Source organism: Candidatus Villigracilis sp. (assembly GCF_057083605.1).
The window spans coordinates 31279-49562 of the sequence record NZ_JBXMTI010000114.1 but is presented as its reverse complement, the minus strand read 5'-3'; the positions used below and the strand labels follow the sequence as shown (position 1 = coordinate 49562).

The window sequence follows — 18284 nt, the reverse complement described above, 5'->3', positions numbered from 1 at the left end:
TCTAATGAGCGATACAGAATTAATGGATTACCAGAGTGAACTTAAGGAAACCCAACGCGCCTTGCGTGAAGTCACGTTGATGATCGAACAAAGCCAGGGCGAGCTATCAAAGATAACTCAGCGTAATGCGGCGATTTCGTCCCATCTTCAGCAGGTACAAAAACAAGGGGCGGCTGTCGAAGAACTTAAAATGGCATATGATTCCGCCCTGGATGTTCAACAAAGACTTTTCGTGATGCGTGGGCAATTAGAGAAGCTTCAAAATGACAAAACACATCTTGAAAAATATGCGGCTGTTTTAGAAAAAACAGTTTCGGGGACGGGTGAGGCTGTGGCCTCCTCCACCACTTCTGGAAGTACCAAAGGCCAAATGGCTGGAATTGAGATGATCGTTAATGCCCAGGAGGCGGAACGCCAGCGCTTATCGCGCCAGATGCATGATGGCCCCGCCCAGGCTCTTTCCAATTTTATCTTGCAGACTGAAATCGCAATGCGCCTATTGGATATCGACCCGGCACAGGCAAAGGAAGAATTGGGGAATCTAAAGACCTCGGCCATGGGCACTTTTCAAAAAGTGCGCAATTTTATTTTTGAATTACGTCCAATGATGCTGGATGATTTGGGATTAACCCCGACCCTCCGAAAATATACCGATGCATTTAAAGAACAAACTGGGCTGGATGTAAGCCTGACAGTTACCGGCACTGAACGCCGCCTTGAGCCTTATTTGGAAGTGATGATCTTTCGCGCTGTCCAAGAATTACTTGGAAATGCAGCTCGTCATAGCCAGGCCACTTTGGTCAAGGTTCAAATGGATATCGGAGCTGATCTGATCCGGGTTAGTGTGGATGATAACGGTAAGGGCTTTGACCCGGAAACGTTAAAAGAGTCAACTAATTTGGGCTTGAAACTTATTCGTGAGCGGGCAGAAATGCTGGGTGGGAATTTTGAGGTTGACAGCGTTGCCGGCTCCGGCGCCAGGATATCCTTTACAGTACAGGCAAAAATCTAATCATTTTTTCGCTGTTTTTGCAACTTAACAATATTGTAGTTTGAAAGACCAGTATTTCCTCGTTTGTCCGTAATATGTTTTTGCTATTTTTCTTGTATAATGAATATGTTATAAAATGTCTGATTAATATCGAATTCGAGGTAAGGAGAAGAATATGCGACGCGGTCGAACTCTCATTCTGGTACTTCTGATTATCATCATTGGTTTGGTGGTGGGTGTTGTAGCCATCCGTCAATATTTAATTACACAACAGGAGGAAAATCAGCCTGTATACGTTGATGTATATTACGCCGCTCAGAATATTCCACAGGGCGGCGAAATTACAGCGGAGGTACTTGCCACGATGAGAATTCCTCAGGAAAATGTTGTCGAGGTCATGTACACACGCGATGAACTGCCGGCGTTGACCAGTAATAAAGTGGCAAAGTTTCCTCTGGACCAAGGTGTCGTGATCACCGAATCGATGGTCAATGACGCATCGGCAGCGGTGCCGATCTCTGGGCCTCAATGGGCTTCATTGATTCCGCCAGGCATGACCGCAATGTCTATTCCTACCAGCCGCCTAGCCCTATCAGCGTATGCGATCAATGATGGCGCGCATATTAATATCAATGGTTGTTTCCTCTTTGTAGATGTTGATCCCGTCTTCCAGACAATATTGCCTAACCTAACCGGCACGCTAACTGGAACCGGCTTTGTGCCAGATACATTGCCCGTACTATCATTGGGCTCGAGTGCTTCTGGTTCGCCACAAGGCAGGCTGGAATTGGACCCGTCGGTTCAACAGCCATTTTATCTGGTTCCGTCCGAGGCGCAACGGCCCAGGATGGTTTGTCAAATGCTGCTTCAGGATGTGGTTGTGATGAAACTGGGTAATTTCCCGCTTATACCGACGGCTACAACCACCACTACCCAGCCAACCGACCCAAATGCTCAGCAGGCACAACCTGCAGCTCCTGACATCATTACCTTGATCGTATCACCTCAAGACTCCATTACGCTTTCCTATTTAATGTATACCAATGCACAGATTTCGATGACATTGAGGAATCCAACCGATCAGGCACGTCAGGCAACCGAAGCCTCCACTTTGCAATTCCTGCTTAGCCAATACAATATCCCTGTTCCTGCAAAACTTCCTTACGCAATGCAACCAGCTATCACCGACTTGATATCCCCGTTCTTACCGAATGATACAGTAACCGTACCTCCTCAATAAGGAATGGTTTTTAGGAATGGAAGTAATTTAATATGGCTTCAGACAAAATTCGAGTGCTTATTGTTGATGATATAGCAGAAACTCGTGAGAACATTCGCAAATTATTACAGTTTGAAACTGATGTGGATGTTGCCGGCGTTGCGAGGTCTGGCAAGGAGGGGATTCAGCTTGCACAGGAGTTGGACCCGGACGTTGTGTTGATGGATATCAACATGCCTGATATAGATGGGATTACCGCTACAGAAGAAATACGGAAGAAATCCCCCTATATGCAAATTGTGATCTTGTCGGTGCAGGGCGATCAGAATTATATGCGGCGGGCAATGTTGGCAGGTGCTCGTGACTTTTTAACAAAACCTCCAATGGGAGATGAGTTAATTTCCGCAGTCCGCCGTGCAGGCGAGATGGCACAAGCGGAGCGGAGCAAAAACGTAAAGCAGCAATATCCGGTAAACCCAGTCTCGGGCGCACCAATGGTAATGTCTGCTTTTGCACCTGTCTCAAAGGGCAAAATCGTTACCGTGTATAGCCCGAAAGGCGGCACCGGTTGTACAACCCTTGCAGTGAACCTGGCCATTGCATTACACAACGAAGATACTCGTGCTGTTCTCGTCGATGCAAATTTACAATTTGGCGATGTTGCCGTTTTTATGAACGAACAGGGGAAGAATACAATCCTGGAATTGGCGCCCCGTGTTGACGAGCTTGAACCAGATGTCGTCGAAGATATTTTAATAAAACATGAAGCTTCGGGCATAAGGATTCTGGCCGCCCCCCAACGCCCGGAAATGGCAGAAAAGGTCTCAGCCGAGCAATTCACAAAAGTATTGCAGTTCTTACAGCGTATGTATTCCTATGTTGTGATAGACACATCTCCCATCTTGACGGATGTGATCCTTTCCACAATTGATATAAGTGATGTGATCGTATTGGTAACCACCCAGGAAATCCCTGCGATCAAGAATGCCCGTTTGTTCCTTGATTTGTTGCATACCATGGGTATCACCAAGGAGCACGTTGTTTTTGCCATGAATCGATATGACAAGCGAATCGCAATTACTCCTGAGCGGGTAAGCGAAAATCTCAAGCATGAAGTTTCAGTGTCCATCCCTCTTGATGAAAAAGTTGTTATTCCTGCGGTCAATCGCGGTGTGCCGTTTATGCTGGATAACAAATCCCAGCCAGTAGGAAGAGGAATTTTTTCATTGGCCGAAGCAGTTCGAGCCCGGCTAAATGTGTTGGAAGCTGAAGGTGAAGCAGCTGTTAAACGTTAAGGAGTTTTATTATGTCGTTACTTCGACGTATTGAACAAGGTCAAGGCGGCCAACAGGAAGGCGGATCGCCGTCACCTACGCCGCAACAATCTGGAGGCGGTCAGGCCGGGTCGGGAGGTGGCGGAGGCGATTCTTCCCGCCTTTCCTCCCTGCAGGCCAGACGGGTGAGTGCTCCGATCACATCTCCACAAGCGGGATCATATTTTGATCTTAAGACCCGCGTTCAGAATAAATTACTCGCGGAAATTGATCCTTCGATGGATGTTTCGCGGACTGAAGAAGTTCGCCGCACCATCCAAAATTTATTTGAACAGATCCTATCGGAAGAAAATATTGTTCTTTCCCGGCCTGAACGTGCGCGCTTATTTGAGCAGATCGCCGCCGAAATACTTGGGCTTGGTCCATTACAGTCATTACTGGAAGATGACACAATTACTGAAATCATGGTGAATGGACCCAAGAATATTTATATCGAGCGGAAAGGAAAGCTCCATCGTGTGCCGGTGACCTTCGAAAGCAACGAGCATGTGATGCGCATCATTGACCGTATTGTTGCGCCATTAGGCCGCCGTATCGACGAATCCAGCCCATATGTGGATGCGCGTTTGCAGGATGGTTCTCGTGTCAACGCGGTTATTCCTCCCATTTCGCTTGTTGGCCCTGTTCTAACAATTCGTAAATTTTCGAAGAACCCGATTTCTGTTGAGCAAATGATACAGTTTGGTTCGGTCACAAACGAGGCAGTCCAATTTCTCAAGGCCTGTGTTGAAGCGCGTTTAAATATCATTATTTCAGGCGGTACTGGTTCTGGTAAAACAACCTTTTTGAATGTGCTTTCCAGTTTCATCCCATCTGATGAGCGCATATTGACTATTGAAAATGCCGCGGAGTTGCAACTACGCCAGGAACATGTTGTCACACTTGAATCCCGCCCACCCAACATTGAAGGACGCGGCGAAATTACCATTCGTGATCTAGTGATCAACGCCCTTCGTATGCGCCCTGAACGCATTATCGTGGGCGAGTGCCGCGGTGGGGAAACGCTGGATATGTTACAGGCAATGAATACGGGCCATGATGGTTCCATGACGACAGCCCACGCAAATTCTCCGCGAGATGCGCTCTCTCGTATTGAAACCATGTGTCTCATGGCAGGCATGGATCTGCCGATTAGAGCTATTCGCGAACAGATGGCAAGCGCCGTAGATGTAATTTGCCAGCAGGAACGCATGCGCGATGGAACGCGTAAAGTCACTACCATTGCAGAAGTGAGCGGTATGGAAGGCGACGTAATTACCATGACCGATATCTTTATCTTTGAACAGTCAGGCATGGAAAACGGACGGATCGTTGGTCGTCTTCGACCGACAGGCCTTCGACCAAAATTTATGGACAAGATAGAAACGGCGGGAATCCACCTGCCTCCATCCATATTTGGCATTGGTGAACGCCGCAGATATTAAGTCAAAGATAAGAACGTTGGTATTGATATGTCTTTGAAGTATTGCTGAGAAGGAACAAGATGACCTGGATTATTATCATCGGTGGCGTAGTCATAATCGTGCTATTGATTGTGGGGATTATTGTTTCCTCCAATAGTGAACGTTCGCTGGTTGAACAACGCCTTGGTCAATATTTGGATGAAGACAAACAGAGTGTGGATCGTGAAGTCCAGCGCTCTGTGATTACCGACTGGGTCTCCAAACGAGTTGAAAAAACATCTTATGGGGATCGTATTGCCCGTGAACTTGCCCGCGCAGATCTAAAATTTAAAGTTGCTGAATATTTTGTTCTAATTGCAGTTTGCATACTATTAGTCGGCTTGATTGCATGGTTTTTTGGGAATCGCCATCCGATTTCCGCGTTGATCGGAGCGGTTGCTGGTGCTTTTGCTCCCCGCATGTATGTAAAAAGACAGCAGAAGCAGAGATTGCAAAAATTCAACGATCAATTGTCTGATATGCTCAACTTGATGGTGAATGGTTTGCGTGCAGGCTACTCAACCATGCAGGCAATGGAGGCCATCAGTAAGGAATTGCCTGCCCCAATATGTGATGAGTTTCGCCGGGTTGTGCAGGAAATGCAGATCGGTATTACGATGGAAACTGCGCTTGAAAATTTGCTTCGCAGGATACCGAGCGACGATTTGGATTTTGTTGTAACAGCAATCAATGTACAAAGAGAGGTCGGCGGTAATCTTTCCGAGATTTTGGATAATATATCCTTCACGATTCGTGAACGTGTTCGTATTAAGGGCGAAGTCCGCGTGTTGACATCGCAAGTTCGGACATCAGGCACTGTGCTTTCCCTGATCCCGTTTTTCCTTACACTCATATTGTGGTTTCTCAATCCCGAATATTTGATGGCTGCTACTAATGGCGGCCCTCTTTGTACAGCGGCAATTATTTGCACTGTGCTTGGTTTGATCAGTTCCAGTTACTTTATCATGATGCGTATTGCGGATATCGAGGTCTAGTATGTCAACTGGTATTAGCATCTTTGTCGGAGTCTTGATCTTGGGCGGAGCCATTTTGCTAGTGATCGTTGGGCGGCGCTATGCCCGCCAGGCCGATCAGGATGAATCTGACCCGGTTATGGCCCGCCTTGCTGAAGCCACGCAGCGCGGTGAATCTGTCTCCCTTGAGGATATTGAGCTGCAACAACCCTTTATGGAGCGGGTTGTTGTTCCGGTTATGAAAAAGTTTGGGGAGATTTCCACAAGATTTACACCTCAAAGACTTTTGCAGGAGACAACACTCAAACTTGAATTGGCCGGCAACCCCGGACGCATTGATGCCTCAACTTTTTTGGCTACTCGTTTTGTAGGCGCTACCATCTTTGGCGGCCTTTTGCTGCTGATTTCATCCCTTCCTCAAGTGGACTGGCCGTTTGGTAGAGTCGTATTAATTGTAGGCATATTTACTGCCTTGGGATTTTTCTTTCCGCAGTTATGGCTGCAAAGCCGTATCAATAGCCGTCAAAACGAAGTGCGCAAAGCGATGCCAGATGCGCTTGATCTGTTGACGATCTGCGTGGAGGCCGGGTTGGGGTTTGATGCAGCCATGTCGAAAGTCAGCGAAAAATGGGAGAATGAACTTTCGATTATGTTTGGGCGCTGCATCCGCGAAGTCCAGCTTGGGAAAACACAGCGTGAGGCTTTGCGTGATATGGCAGATCGCATTGGTCTGCCTGAGTTGACCAGCTTTGTCGCGGCTGTCATCCAAAGCCAGATCCTGGGCGTGAGTTTGGCTAAAGTATTGCGTATTCAATCAGACCAAATGCGCATGAAACGCCGCCAGCGCGCGGAAGAGGAAGCTCATAAGGCGCCTGTGAAGATGATCATCCCGATGGCGCTTCTTACATTTCCATCCATTATGATCATTCTCATGGCTCCCGCTGCCTTCCAAATTGCCGGTGCATTTGGCGCATTTATTGGGCCCTAGCTCAAAATCTCAAAAAAATTGAACTGCCGTTTTATATTAAGAGGCAGATTTGACAAACTGGAAATACAATTTATATCGTTCTGTTTGGGGTACGCTTGATTTGCTATTTCCGCCTGAATGTGGGGGATGCGGCAGGGTCGGCTCGCGCTGGTGCGCTGACTGCCAAAATCGTGTAAATATCTTGAATGGAATCCTTTGTGATATTTGCGGCCTGCCACGTGATAAAGCTGGTGTATGTGAAACCTGCCTCGCAGACAGACCGCACTTCCGCGCGTTAAGGGCCTGGGCGGTTTTTGATGAACCTGTCCAAGCGGCACTACATAAATTGAAATATCGTCGTGATGTTTCAATGGGTGACTCGCTTGCCTATCAAATGGTGGCCTTTGTGAAGGATTTGAACTGGCAGATCGATGTGATTGTGCCGATACCGTTGGGAAGGCAAAGGTTAAAGGAAAGAGGCTATAATCAAGTTGGAATGATCGCAAAACCACTGGCGTTGGCGCTAAATATGCGATACGCACCAAATGGATTGATGCGCCAAAAAGAGACGCGCTCTCAGGTGGGGTTGACAAAGTTGGAGCGCAAGACGAATGTGCAAAATGCCTTTCAAGCTGGGGCGGGGGTATATGGAAAAACTGTTCTCGTGATGGATGATGTATCAACCACAGGGTCTACTTTATCGTCAGGTGCTGAAGCACTATATTCATCAGGTGCCAGGGAAGTGTATGCGTTGACAGTGGCGCGCGCGCTGCCTCATCATGGATTGAGGCACGTGTAGCGCTTTTTTGTTTGTGACTTGACATCCCAAAAAGGAGGACCTTATGTCCAACAAAGTGGAAGTTCAGACACGCAATATCCGTTTGACCGATAAGATCGAAGAGTACGTGAACAAGAAGGCGGGCAACCTCGATCATTATCTGCCGGCAATTGATGAGGCGCGAGTGGAGCTTTCTCATCAAAAAGCTGCCCGCGATGCCAAGGATCGTAATGTGGCCCAGATCACAGTTTTTGGAAAAGGCTTTACTTTGCGCACCGAAGAGCGTGCTGATGAGGCCCTTGCCGCTTTTGATCAGGCGATGGATAATTTACAGCGCCAGATCGAGAGATATAAGGGAAAACACTATCGTGGACGTGGCGATGGGCGCTCTGCGGCTGAGGTGGCAGACGATGTTATCGATGAAGAGACTGGCGAACTTTCTCCGTTGTTTGCCCGCAGGAAGAAATTTATCCTATATCCGATGACCGAGGATGAGGCCGTGGTACAAATGCGAAATCTGGGTCACGATAATTTCTTCATCTTTTACAATGCGGAGACGAGTAAGATCAACGTGTTGTATCGTAGGCGCAATGGCAGTTACGGGTTGATAGAGCCTGAGCTTGGCTAAGCGTGTTGAATGAAACTTGACTCGCCCCGAAATTAATCTTTCGGGGCGAGTTTGTTTTTAAGAGCAAAATGGGACGCTGATAAACGCGGAAAACGCGGATTCTTTTTTGAATCCGCGTTAACTATAGTACCCATTGGGTATCAGCGCTCGTCCGCGCCCCATTTAAATTGGGGGGTAATTAAGTTTTTATTTGTTGTTGTAATCTTAGTTCCATCAGGAAAAAACAAAGTGCAATGATTATCCATTCAATGATTTGATTTTGTCTTATTCCATTTACCATGATGAGGCTGTCTCCTCGGAAGGCTTCGATGATGAGTTGCGAAGATGCTGTCAGCGCGGCGAAGGTTAGGAAGAGAATGCCTGGGCGTGGATTCGCTTTTTTGAGCCAGATCAAGCCAAAGATTAAGAGAGAAGCGAGCGTCTCATAGATTTGCGTCGGGTGACGTGTGGCATTCCATAATTCAATCCCCCAGGGTAATGTCGTCTCTTTTCCAAAGGATGTGCCAGCTGCAAGATGACTTAATCCCAGCCCGATGGCGAGGATGGCGAAGAAAGGAGTAAGCGCATCGAGCGTTGACCAGAATTTTAGGTTGCGCCGCTGACCGTAAATGAATGCAACGATGAAAGCAGCCATCATTGCGCCAAACGGATCGAAGAGATCTGGGTTGATCGAGATGATACCAAGCGGACTTTTGGTGAAGGCGGAAACATTTTGCAAAATAAATGAAATACGCCCACCGATGACGAAGGCGATAAGGCCATAGAAAGTAATGTTATTGAGATCGTCTTTGCTGAGGCCGTGGCGTTCGGTGCGTTTTTCAGCGAGGGTCAGGCCGACCCATGCGGCGGCGACAAGCAGGATCATGTGGCGCGGAGGTGCGAAGAGATCACGGAATGTAGTGAGCATTTTATTTCAGAGCTTCTTCGATGCGAGTGCGCAGCAGCGCTTCGGACATGGGGCCGCCGATAACGACTTCGGTGATAATGCCCTGGCGATTGATAAAGTATGAGGATGGCAATGAACGGATTTGATAGGCTTTGCCTACATCTCCAGTTTCATCCAGCAGGATCGGGAAGGTGAGATTGAACTCTTCAACAAATGGGACAATCGCAAAGGGGTCGTCTTGATAGGTCATGTCTACTGCCAGCACGATGAAACCCTGGTCTTTGTATTCTTCGTACATTTTTTGAATGGCTGGCATTTCTGCGCGGCAGGGCGGGCACCATGTTGCCCAGAGGTTTACCAGCACCGCCTGACCCTTTAGCTCAGAGAGTGTGTACGTCTCACCCGTTGGGGTTTTGAGTGTGAAATCGGGGGCGGCGAAACCTGCCTGGGGAGCGGGAAGATTGCCCGAGGCGGATGCGCCTGATGCGTCGGCGGAGATCACGATCCATGATGCGCTCGCAATGAGGAGCAGAGTATAAAGAATGATTCGTTGGGTTCGGCTCATATTCCTGTTTTCTGTACCTTTGATTATTTCTTCTCTACCGTACAGTTCTCTTGTAAAAAACCTAAAGGTCTTTTTGGAAATTCTCAAATTTACGAAGGGAAAGCAGACCTTTAGGTTTTCTGTGTACGGTAAAGAAATTATTTCTAAATGATAACGGTTATGGCACACTTTTGGAAGTACAGAGTGCCGCATAAATAGCTAAACCAGAATTATGATATTTGCTCGCACCTTCCATGAAAGGTTTAGTAATCCAGGCAACAAGCGGTAAAATAGAAATGAACAACTTTCCTGTTGGTTTGACCTCACTGTATCTTACTATGTTCTTCACTGATTCTACTTTCATTGGCATAGACCCAACCTCCGGGCACAAATCCTTCACTTACACCGTATTGGATAAGGACCTGAATCTCCTTGCGCTGGCAGATGGTGAAATGGAAGATGTGACTGCATTTGCTGCTGGGCAGCAATCTGCAATGGTTGCTGTAAATGCGCCTGCCGGAGTCAACCGTGGTTTGGTGCGCGAGAAATTGAAAAAAACAATGCTTACACCTCATCAAATCCGTGGTGCGGAATTTCGTATGGCGGAATACGAACTTCGCGAGCGGGGCATTTCAGTTTCGGGTACACCTGCAAGCGTGGGTGTCTCTCCGGCGTGGATGCAATTGGGTTTTGAGTTATATCGTAAGTTGAATAAGCTGGGTTTCAAGAAATACCCCTCCGAGAAAGCACCATACCAAATACTGGAGACACATCCACATGCCTGTTTTAGTGTGATGGCAGGCAGTATACCGCTATCGAAACCCTCGTTGGAGGGGAAACTGCAAAGGCAGTTAATTCTTTTCGAGCGTGGGGTTCGCATCAAAGACCCAATGGAATTCTTTGAAGAGGTCACGCGCTACAAAATGATGAAAGGGGTTTGGCCGATTGAGTTGTTATACCTGCCTGAACAACTTGATGCATTGGTTGCGGCTTACGTGGCCTGGCTGGCGGTTAATAAGCCTGAACATGTCTGTTCCATTGGAGATATAAAGGAGGGAATGATCGTATTACCTGAAAAGGAATTAAAAGAAAAATATTAAGCGAATGGTAAAATACCTCACATGACAACCCAAACTCTTCAAACACGCGCAATTAATACTCTTCGTTTTCTTTCAGCAGACTGCGTTCAACAAGCAAACTCTGGTCATCCTGGTTTGCCAATGGGGGCGGCGGCGATGGCTTACACAATTTGGTCGCGCCATTTGCGGCATAATCCACGCAACCCAAAATGGGCAGGACGTGACCGCTTCGTTCTTTCGGGTGGGCATGGTTCCATGCTCTTATACTCTTTGCTGCATCTGACGGGTTACGATCTTCCGCTCGATGAATTGAAACACTTCCGACAATGGGAAAGCCTCACGCCCGGCCACCCTGAGTACGGATTAACTCCGGGTGTGGAAGTGACCACCGGCCCGTTAGGGCAGGGATTCGCCAATGGCGTTGGCATGGCCATTGCGGCCTCGCATCTCGCCGCGATCTTTAACCAGCGCGGCCACGAAATAATTGACCCTTTCATCTATGCCATTGTTACCGATGGCGACTTGATGGAAGGTGTTTCTTCAGAAGCTGCATCGCTCGCGGGGCACTTATCTTTGGGAAGGTTGATCTATCTGTACGACGATAATCACATTTCGATTGACGGCTCAACAGATTTGGCATTTACTGAAGACCGCGCTGTCCGTTTCCGTGCTTACGGCTGGCAAGTCTTGCGCGTGGAAGATGGCAATGATGTGGCGGCGATTGACAATGCCTTACAGGAAGCCAAGGCCGACCCGCGCCCTTCGATGATCATGTGCCGCACCACCATTGGATTCGGTGCGCCGACCAAGCAGGGCACAGCCAAAGCGCATGGTGAGCCGCTTGGTGACGATGAACTCAATGCCGCCAAAGATAATTTGGGCTGGCCCAAAGAACCGCGCTTCTTCATCCCTGACGATGTGCTTGAGTTTTATCGTAAAGCTGTTGACCGTGGGCGTGAGCTTGAATATGACTGGAAGCTGAAGTTTGATGCATATAAACGCCTGCACCCATCGTTAGGGGCAGAATTACAACGCCGTTTGAATGGCGAACTCCCCGCAGATTGGGTCTCTGCATTACCGACCTTTGCTCCAGATGCGAAAGGTATGGCAACCCGTGCCGCTTCTGGCAAGACCATCAACGCACTTGCTGCGAAACTCCCTGAACTTCTGGGCGGCTCTGCCGACCTTGCTCCTTCAAACAACACCAAAATTGATGGAAGTCCCGCCTTTCAAAAAGATTCCTACAATGGCCGCAACTTCCACTTTGGCGTGCGTGAACATGCCATGGGGTCTATCGTCAACGGCATGGCCGTTTTCGGCGGACTGATTCCATATGGCGGCACTTTCCTTATCTTTTCAGATTACATGCGCCCGGCGATTCGCCTTGCTGCATTGTCTCCTTATCCTTCAATTTTTGTCTTCACACATGATAGCGTTGGCCTTGGCGAAGATGGGCCAACCCATCAGCCTATTGAACATTTGATGTCATTGCGTTTGATTCCGAACCTGGTGCTGATCCGTCCTGCGGACGCAAATGAAACGGTCAAAGCCTGGAAGATAGCCATTGAAAGACGCGATGGCCCGACCCTGTTGGCACTGACCCGCCAGGCCTTACCAACATTGGATACCATCTCCGCGCCAGTTGACAAGGGCGCGTATGTCTTGAAGGATTTTGGCAAGCCTGAAATCATATTAATAGCATCTGGTTCAGAAGTAAGTCTTATTTTTGAAGCGGCGCAAAAACTTGCAGATGAAGGCATGGGCGTGCGCGTGGTTTCATTCCCAAGCTGGCAACTGTTCGAGAAACAGGATGAGGCTTATCGCGAGTCGGTGTTGCCGAAAAACATCCAGAAGAGACTCGCTGTCGAAGCAGGGGCAGGTTTGGGCTGGGAAAGATACGCAAAGTCCGTTATCAGCCTCGAACGTTATGGTGCATCCGCTCCGTATAAAGATATATTCAAGAACCTTGGGTTTACGGTTGAGAATGTAGTTGCGAAGGCAAAAGAACTTTAGATGTCGTTGCGAGGAGGGCTCGTACTCTTTCCGACGACACCTGCGCCGCGCGCCAGTGCGGTGAGCAATCTCTAACACGATGATGAGATTGCTTCGGGCTGTCGCCCTCGCAATGACATGAGGAGTTTATATGAAAATAGCAATAGGTTGCGATCATGGGGGGTTCCCGCTGAAAAATGTTGTGATCGAGTCGGTTGAGGCTTCTGGTCATGAAGTGATCGATGTGGGTACCTTCAGCGCTGATTCGGTAGACTTTCCCGACTTCACAAAAAAAGTGGGGGAGGAGGTTCAGTCGGGCAGGGCCGAGCGCGGAATTTTAGTTTGCGGTTCTGGAGTGGGTGCGGCGATTGCGGCCAATAAAATGAAAGGCGTTTACGCTTCGATCTGCCATGATACTTATTCCGCTGCACAAGGTGTAATGCACGATAATATGAATGTATTATGTTTGGGTGGCCGCGTGATCGGCCCCGAGCTGGTTAAAGTTTTAGTGCCTGCGTTTTTGATGGCACGTTATCTCGGCAATGATGACGGGGGCGAAAGACTGGCACGCCGAGTTGCCAAAATCATAGAAATGGAAAAAGATAGTTAACAAATTATCAAGTTGACAAGTTGGCAGGTTTGAAAGTTCGCAAGTTGAATATCTGCAAAACACACAGCTTGGATATTTGTGTACTTGAAGGAAAATTATGCCGACGATTACTTGCTTTGAAGAGATAGAAGCATGGCAGACCGCTCGTGAGCTAACAAAATTGGTTTATTCCATTATAGAGAACGGCAAACTCGCTAGAGATTATGGATTGAAAGATCAGATTCGCAGGGCATCCGTTTCAGTGATGAGCAATATTGCCGAGGGGTTTGAAAGCAAAACTCAGGCTTTATTTATTCGATATTTGGAAATAGCCAAGGCGTCAGCGGGTGAAGTGCGTTCACAACTGTATGTGTCTCGTGATGTGAATTATTTGACCGAAGAAGAATTCTCCAAACTTTTTCAAATGGCCGAAAAGGCTTCGCGCCAGCTTTTCCGATTTATCGATTATCTCGAAAGCCACCCACAATCTCATCGAATCAAGGAAGATACCGCAGAGTATGAAGTGTAACTTTTAAACATGCCAACTTTCTAACTTTTCAACCTTCAAACCTTCTAACTGTTAAACCTGGAAACGAGCCCTCATGAACCCCATTCAAAAACTAACATCCCTCAGACAATCCCTCTGGCTTGATAATATTCAAAGAAAAGTGATCGTGAACGGTGAGCTAAAAGCCATGATCGAACGAGGGGATATTCGCGGCGTTACTTCGAACCCGACAATTTTCCTAAATGCCATCAGCAAAACACATGATTATGACGCTGCATTGATCCCGCTGGCATGGGCTGGCTGGGATTCTGAAAAGATTTTTTGGCAGCTTGCCATTGAAGACATACAAGATGGCTGCGATCTTTTTCATGCTTTGTATGATGAAACCAAAGGGGCTGATGGATTTGTGAGTCTCGAGGTCAGCCCGGCCCTTGCAAACGATACCGAAGGCACCATCAAACAGGCAAAGGAATTATGGGAGCGCGTCAATCGTCCGAACCTGATGGTGAAAATCCCTGCCACCCGTGAAGGCATTCCTGCCATTCGTCAATCCATTGCGGCAGGTATCAATATCAATATCACGCTGATTTTTTCGCTTGATCGTTACGCCGCAGTGATGGACGCCTATCTTGCAGGGCTTGAAGATCGCGTTGCTCAAAACCTGCCTGTCCAACAAATTGCTTCGGTTGCATCTTTCTTTGTCTCGCGCGTGGATACGAAGATCGATCCGCGCCTGCCCAAAGATTCCCCTCTGCGCGGTAAGGCTGCAATCGCAAATGCAAAGCTTGCATACGAAGCCTTTGAATCCATTTTTACCTCTCCGCGTTTTGCAACTCTCAAGGCTCGCTTTCGCGCGCGTGTTCAACGCCCGCTTTGGGCATCCACTGGCACGAAGAATCCCGCCTATCCCGATACCTATTATGTCGATAACCTGATCGGCCCCGATACTGTTGATACTGTTCCACCTGCAACGCTCGAAGCCTTTCGAGATCACGGCGCTGCTGCGTTGACGATCACGCGCGGCCTCGAAGAATCGCAAGAGGTATTTCCGCAACTCAAAGCGCAGGGCATTTCCATGAGCACGGTTACAAAAGAGTTGGAAGAAGAGGGTGTGAAATCATTTGCAGACTCGCTGACCTCTCTTTTTGCAGCCATTGAGGAGCGGAGGAAGAACGCCGTCTCTTCGCTTGGACCTTTAGCTGATTCCGTTTCCGAACGTTTATCTCAACTGGAAATGGACTCTGTCCCCGCCCGCCTCTGGGCGCATGACCCAACCCTATGGACAAGCGACCCCGAAGGCCAGTCCGAAGTGAAGATCAGGCTCGGGTGGCTTGACTCAATCGACGATGCACGCAAACGCCTCGATGAATATTTATCCTTTGCAAAACAAGTCCACGATGAAGGCATTGATCGTGTCCTCGTGATCGGCATGGGCGGCTCGTCACTGACTGGTGAAGTGTTAAGTTCGTTGTTGGCAGGCGCAAAAATCGAAGCAAAAGTATCCCTTGCTATTCTGGATTCGACAGACCCACAGCAAGTGAAGCTCGCCTTTGAGAATTATCCGCCAGAGAAATCGCTGTATATCGTCGCCAGCAAATCAGGCGGCACTGCAGAGTTAATGGCCGCATTCGATTATGTTTGGAAATTAAGCAACGGAAATGGCTCGCGCTTCATTGCTATTACCGATTCTGGCACATCATTAGAGACTCTCGCAAAAGAGCGCGGCTTTAGAAAAATATTCAACCCCGATCCGAATGTGGGTGGCCGCTTCTCAGCATTGACTGATTTCGGTCTTGTTCCTGCGGCATTGCTTGGCATGGACATCGAAAAATTGTTGACGTCTGCTGAAAAAATAAGTAGTGCGTCAAAGCCAACATATAGCGCTGGCTTTGCATTAGGAGCCTTACTTGGAGAGTCTGCTCTCGCGGGCAGAGACAAGCTCACGATTTTGTCTGATGCGCCTGTATCCGCCTTGGCAAATTGGATCGAGCAAGTGGTTGCCGAGTCCAGTGGCAAGCAGGGGAAGGGAATCCTGCCCGTGGCCTTAGAACCTTTAGGCGTACCTGAAGTTTATGGAGATGATCGCCTGTTTGTATATCTGCGAAATAATGGCGAATTGGATGCTGGTATTGCCTCTTTGAAGAGCGCGGGTTTCCCCGTGATCGAATTACAAATTACCAATCCCTACGATGCAGGCGCGGAGTTTTACAGATGGGAGATCGCGATTTCAACGGCCTGCCATATTTTGGGAATTAACACTTTTGACCAGCCTGACGTGCAGGATAGCAAACTCCGCACACTGGCCAAGATCAAGGATTTTCAGCAAACTGGCAAACTAGCCGAAGTGGATCTGGTGGATGGGAAAGATGCCAAACCCGCCTTGGATAAATTTATATCTGGCGCAAAGGCTGGCGACTTCATCACGATCAATGCATACCTGCCGCGCAATAACGAAATGATCGATATGCTCCAAAAACTGCGGATTGCGATCCGTGAAAAGACAAAATGCGCCGTCACTGCTGGTTTTGGTCCACGCTTTCAACATTCGACAGGTCAATTCCACAAGGGCGGCCCGAATAAAGGATTGATTATCCAAGTTGTGTACGATGCTGAGAATGATATGGAAATTCCCACACAAGGTTTAACCTTTGGCACATTGCTCCATGCGCAGGCGCTGGGTGATTACGAAGCGCTAGTCGCCGCAGGCAGGCGCGTATTGCGTGTGCGACTGGATAAGTTGGAAGATTTGAAGAATCTAATGTAATTGTAGGGGCATAGCAGAGGACTTGCAGAACTTTGACAAGAGTTCGTCCCGCTATGCCCCTACGGAGTTATTTATGAAATACAACCCAGAAATTCATCACCGCCGATCCATTCGCCTGAAGGGATACGATTACACACAAGCAGGTGCGTATTTCATAACGATCTGTTCACATCAACGTGAGCATCTTTTTGGCGAGGTTGTTGATGGGGAAATGAAATTAAGCAAATTTGGTCTGGTGGCAAAGCAGCAATGGGAGAAATTGCCAAAGCGATTTCCCAATATTGAATTAGGTGCATTCGTATTGATGCCGAATCATGAGCATGGAATTATTCAAATCATCGAGTCTGACCGTAGGGGCATAGCGGAGGACTTGCAGAACCTAGACGAAGAATCGTCCCGCTATGCCCCTACCAAGAATCAACAAAAATTTGGAAAAATGATTCCAAATTCCACCCCCACCATCATCCGTTCCTATAAATCTGCTGTTGCATATCGAATCAATCTTATGCGCGGCACAAATGGATTTCCTGTTTGGCAAAGGAACTATTACGAACACATTATTCGAAATGAAAAGGAATGGGAGTTAATCACCAAATACATTGACTACAATCCCGTTAATTGGCAATTAGACCGCGACAACTTCAATAATATTCGCAATCTATCCACGCCTAATAGCATGGAGGATTACTTGAAAGATGCCGAAGAAATGATAGGATTAAAAAACCTTATGAATCCTTGGCTCGTTGTATGCGCAATTTACAACCTGGGCTTTGCCTTTTTTCATCTTCTCTTCTGGAAGATATTCCACTGGAAGGAAGACCTTGCCTCTTTGACCCATGTTAATAGCTCGGTCATGCAAATCCTGAATTTGCGTTTGACCTATGTGTTTCTGCTGATGGCGGTTGTGTTATTCGTATTTCAGGCGGAATTGGTTGTGACCAGCCTCGGTCAGACACTGCTAGCCGCGTTTTCTATCTTTTGGTTCATGCGAGCCATCGAGCAGATTGTCTTCTTTGGCCTGCGGAACTGGGTTTCCAATAGTTTAACGGTTATTTTCCTGATTGGCGGAATTCTTCACCTGCTGCCAATCTTTTAGAAGGAGTGAATAAAATGAACAAACTTGCCTCTGGAAAATGCGTCGCCTGTCGTGCTGGCGACCCGCCCTTAACCGATGCCGAGATCGCTGACCTGCATCCGCAAGTAGCGGAATGGCAGATCAAAGAAGTGGATGGCATCAAACGCTTGGAGCGGATCTTCAAATTCAAGAATTTTGTGGAAGCCCTTGGGTTCACGAACAAGATCGGCGTGATCGCTGAAGAAGAGGATCATCACCCGTTAATCATCACCGAGTGGGGCAGGGTCACCGTGCAATGGTGGACTCACGTTGTGAAGGGATTGCACAAAAACGATTTCGTAATGGCGGCAAAGAGCGACAAAATATTTAAGTAGGCAATATTTGAAACCTGATAATACATAATCAACTCACCTTATGCACCCAGCCGTGATTCCCGGAGCGGCAGCCGAGGATCTCTGAGATTATCGTGGCGACCCTCGGCTGCCGCTCAGAATGACACTGTGTAAGATGAGTA

At 47.9% G+C, this 18284-nt stretch carries 17 protein-coding genes; 15 read left to right on the top strand and 2 right to left on the bottom strand.

Translation table 11 applies throughout. From position 1 onward, the window contains the following. Positions 1–4: 4 nt before the first annotated feature. From AC14M5_RS16830 to hpf, 8 genes are all read left to right on the top strand, one after another. Entirely contained in the window at positions 5–1012 is a 1008-nt protein-coding gene (locus AC14M5_RS16830) for a histidine kinase (protein WP_484030853.1), read from the top strand. Between the two features lie 154 nt (positions 1013–1166). Beyond that, a complete protein-coding gene (locus AC14M5_RS16825; RefSeq protein ID WP_484030852.1) occupies positions 1167–2231 on the top strand; it encodes a CpaB family protein in 1065 nt (354 codons plus the stop codon). Between the two features lie 32 nt (positions 2232–2263). Next, a complete protein-coding gene (locus AC14M5_RS16820; RefSeq protein ID WP_484030851.1) occupies positions 2264–3505 on the top strand; it encodes a CpaE/TadZ family protein in 1242 nt (413 codons plus the stop codon). Between the two features lie 11 nt (positions 3506–3516). Continuing rightward, positions 3517–4968: a TadA family conjugal transfer-associated ATPase gene (locus tag AC14M5_RS16815; RefSeq protein WP_484030850.1), complete on the top strand. Its 1452-nt coding sequence runs from the start codon at positions 3517–3519 to the stop codon at positions 4966–4968. 59 nt (positions 4969–5027) lie between these two features. After that, complete coding sequence (locus AC14M5_RS16810) at positions 5028–5981, top strand: type II secretion system F family protein (protein ID WP_484030849.1); 954 nt, start codon at positions 5028–5030, stop codon at positions 5979–5981. Between the two features lies 1 nt (position 5982). Further along, positions 5983–6948 (top strand): type II secretion system F family protein, encoded by a 966-nt coding sequence (locus AC14M5_RS16805; RefSeq protein WP_484030848.1) that lies wholly within the window; start codon positions 5983–5985, stop codon positions 6946–6948. A gap of 49 nt (positions 6949–6997) precedes the next feature. After that, entirely contained in the window at positions 6998–7726 is a 729-nt protein-coding gene (locus AC14M5_RS16800) for a ComF family protein (protein WP_484030847.1), read from the top strand. Positions 7727–7769: 43 nt separating this feature from the next. Next, positions 7770–8333 carry a ribosome hibernation-promoting factor, HPF/YfiA family gene (gene hpf, locus AC14M5_RS16795; protein WP_484030846.1) on the top strand — a complete coding sequence of 188 codons (564 nt, stop codon included), beginning with the start codon at positions 7770–7772 and terminating at the stop codon, positions 8331–8333. A gap of 178 nt (positions 8334–8511) precedes the next feature. Here the strand turns inward: hpf and AC14M5_RS16790 are convergent, their stop codons facing one another. Then, positions 8512–9240, bottom strand: coding sequence for a prolipoprotein diacylglyceryl transferase (locus AC14M5_RS16790; RefSeq protein WP_484030845.1), 729 nt, complete (start codon positions 9238–9240; stop codon positions 8512–8514). 1 nt (position 9241) lies between these two features. Then, the gene (locus tag AC14M5_RS16785; protein WP_484030844.1) at positions 9242–9784 is read right to left on the bottom strand and encodes a peroxiredoxin family protein; all 543 of its coding nucleotides are present in this window, start codon (positions 9782–9784) and stop codon (positions 9242–9244) included. A 275-nt stretch (positions 9785–10059) separates the two neighbouring features. Here AC14M5_RS16785 and AC14M5_RS16780 point away from each other — a divergent pair, with 275 nt between their 5' ends. From AC14M5_RS16780 to AC14M5_RS16750, 7 genes are all read left to right on the top strand, one after another. Then, on the top strand, positions 10060–10863 hold the full coding sequence (locus tag AC14M5_RS16780) for a DUF429 domain-containing protein (RefSeq protein ID WP_484030843.1): 804 nt from the start codon (positions 10060–10062) through the stop codon (positions 10861–10863). A 21-nt stretch (positions 10864–10884) separates the two neighbouring features. Beyond that, positions 10885–12855 carry a transketolase gene (gene tkt / locus AC14M5_RS16775; protein ID WP_484030842.1) on the top strand — a complete coding sequence of 657 codons (1971 nt, stop codon included), beginning with the start codon at positions 10885–10887 and terminating at the stop codon, positions 12853–12855. A 130-nt stretch (positions 12856–12985) separates the two neighbouring features. Next, positions 12986–13444, top strand: a complete 459-nt coding sequence (gene rpiB / locus AC14M5_RS16770) for a ribose 5-phosphate isomerase B (protein WP_484030841.1) — start codon at positions 12986–12988, stop codon at positions 13442–13444. Positions 13445–13541: 97 nt separating this feature from the next. Beyond that, complete coding sequence (locus tag AC14M5_RS16765) at positions 13542–13952, top strand: four helix bundle protein (protein ID WP_484030840.1); 411 nt, start codon at positions 13542–13544, stop codon at positions 13950–13952. Between the two features lie 73 nt (positions 13953–14025). Next, positions 14026–16695, top strand: coding sequence for a bifunctional transaldolase/phosoglucose isomerase (locus AC14M5_RS16760; protein ID WP_484030839.1), 2670 nt, complete (start codon positions 14026–14028; stop codon positions 16693–16695). A 73-nt stretch (positions 16696–16768) separates the two neighbouring features. Further along, entirely contained in the window at positions 16769–17791 is a 1023-nt protein-coding gene (locus AC14M5_RS16755; RefSeq protein WP_484030838.1) for a transposase, read from the top strand. A gap of 14 nt (positions 17792–17805) precedes the next feature. Next, positions 17806–18144 carry a 4a-hydroxytetrahydrobiopterin dehydratase gene (locus AC14M5_RS16750; protein WP_484030837.1) on the top strand — a complete coding sequence of 113 codons (339 nt, stop codon included), beginning with the start codon at positions 17806–17808 and terminating at the stop codon, positions 18142–18144. The last annotated feature ends 140 nt before the right edge of the window (positions 18145–18284 follow it).

Bases quoted from the DNA above. Each gene is read 5' to 3' on its own strand.
- AC14M5_RS16830 (WP_484030853.1), top strand. From the start codon at position 5: ATGAGCGATACAGAATTAATGGATTACCAGAGTGAACTTAAGGAAACC.
- AC14M5_RS16825 (WP_484030852.1), top strand. From the start codon at position 1,167: ATGCGACGCGGTCGAACTCTCATTCTGGTACTTCTGATTATCATCATT.
- AC14M5_RS16820 (WP_484030851.1), top strand. From the start codon at position 2,264: ATGGCTTCAGACAAAATTCGAGTGCTTATTGTTGATGATATAGCAGAA.
- AC14M5_RS16815 (WP_484030850.1), top strand. From the start codon at position 3,517: ATGTCGTTACTTCGACGTATTGAACAAGGTCAAGGCGGCCAACAGGAA.
- AC14M5_RS16810 (WP_484030849.1), top strand. From the start codon at position 5,028: ATGACCTGGATTATTATCATCGGTGGCGTAGTCATAATCGTGCTATTG.
- AC14M5_RS16805 (WP_484030848.1), top strand. From the start codon at position 5,983: ATGTCAACTGGTATTAGCATCTTTGTCGGAGTCTTGATCTTGGGCGGA.
- hpf (WP_484030846.1), top strand. From the start codon at position 7,770: ATGTCCAACAAAGTGGAAGTTCAGACACGCAATATCCGTTTGACCGAT.
- AC14M5_RS16790 (WP_484030845.1), bottom strand. From the start codon at position 9,240: ATGCTCACTACATTCCGTGATCTCTTCGCACCTCCGCGCCACATGATC.
- AC14M5_RS16785 (WP_484030844.1), bottom strand. From the start codon at position 9,784: ATGAGCCGAACCCAACGAATCATTCTTTATACTCTGCTCCTCATTGCG.
- AC14M5_RS16780 (WP_484030843.1), top strand. From the start codon at position 10,060: ATGAACAACTTTCCTGTTGGTTTGACCTCACTGTATCTTACTATGTTC.
- tkt (WP_484030842.1), top strand. From the start codon at position 10,885: ATGACAACCCAAACTCTTCAAACACGCGCAATTAATACTCTTCGTTTT.
- rpiB (WP_484030841.1), top strand. From the start codon at position 12,986: ATGAAAATAGCAATAGGTTGCGATCATGGGGGGTTCCCGCTGAAAAAT.
- AC14M5_RS16765 (WP_484030840.1), top strand. From the start codon at position 13,542: ATGCCGACGATTACTTGCTTTGAAGAGATAGAAGCATGGCAGACCGCT.
- AC14M5_RS16760 (WP_484030839.1), top strand. From the start codon at position 14,026: ATGAACCCCATTCAAAAACTAACATCCCTCAGACAATCCCTCTGGCTT.
- AC14M5_RS16755 (WP_484030838.1), top strand. From the start codon at position 16,769: ATGAAATACAACCCAGAAATTCATCACCGCCGATCCATTCGCCTGAAG.
- AC14M5_RS16750 (WP_484030837.1), top strand. From the start codon at position 17,806: ATGAACAAACTTGCCTCTGGAAAATGCGTCGCCTGTCGTGCTGGCGAC.